Source organism: Mycetocola saprophilus (genome assembly GCF_000718085.1).
In the GTDB taxonomy this organism is placed as follows: domain Bacteria; phylum Actinomycetota; class Actinomycetes; order Actinomycetales; family Microbacteriaceae; genus Mycetocola; species Mycetocola saprophilus.
Map to the genome: position 1 here is coordinate 1 of NZ_JOEC01000012.1, position 667 is coordinate 667.

The 667-nt window shown below is 71.2% G+C and carries 1 protein-coding gene; it reads right to left on the reverse strand.

Annotated elements, in window-relative coordinates; genetic code table 11:
- Window positions 1-667: hypothetical protein (locus IE92_RS18605; protein ID WP_030149547.1), on the reverse strand; the 667-nt coding region annotated here is incomplete at both ends.

The window sequence follows — 667 nt, forward strand, 5'->3', positions numbered from 1 at the left end:
ATCTGCCGTGGTGGCGGCATCGGACGTGGCGGTTGCTTCTGCGCCCGGGTCGGCGGTGGCCGTTCCGGTTGCGTCGGCATCAGCGGTTGCGGTGGCTGCTGCACCCGGGTCGGCGGTGGCCGTTCCGGTTGCGTCGGCATCAGCGGTTGCGGTGGCTGCGGGGTCGGCGGTGGCCGTTCCCGTTGCTGCCGCATCGGCGGTTGCTCCTGCGTCGGCGGTTGCGTCGGCGGTTGCCGTGGCGTTCGCGTCTGCGGTTGCGTCTGCGGTTGCGTCAGCGGTCGGGCTGGCGCTGGCGTCTGCTCCGGCATCCGCGGTTGCGGTGGCGTTTGCGTCTGCTGCGGTGTTGGCGGTCGCTGCGGCCTGCGGGTCGGCTGCGGCGTTGGCGTCTGCCGTGGCGTTAGCGTCGGTTGCGGTGGTCGCGGTGGCTGCTGCCTCCGGGTTAGCGGTAGCGGTACCGTTGGCTGCGGCATCGCTGGATGCGGTGGTCGAGGCGTCTGCGATGGCGGCGGAGTTTGCCGCTGCCGATGCGTTGCCCTGAGCCGCCGCGCTTGCGGCACCGTTGGTGTTCGAGGTGTTGTCACCGTTGGCTGCGGCCGCTGCCGATACGTTGGCCGATGAGTTCGCGGCGGTAGCCGAGGTTGCCGAGGCATCCGAGGATGCTTCGGCG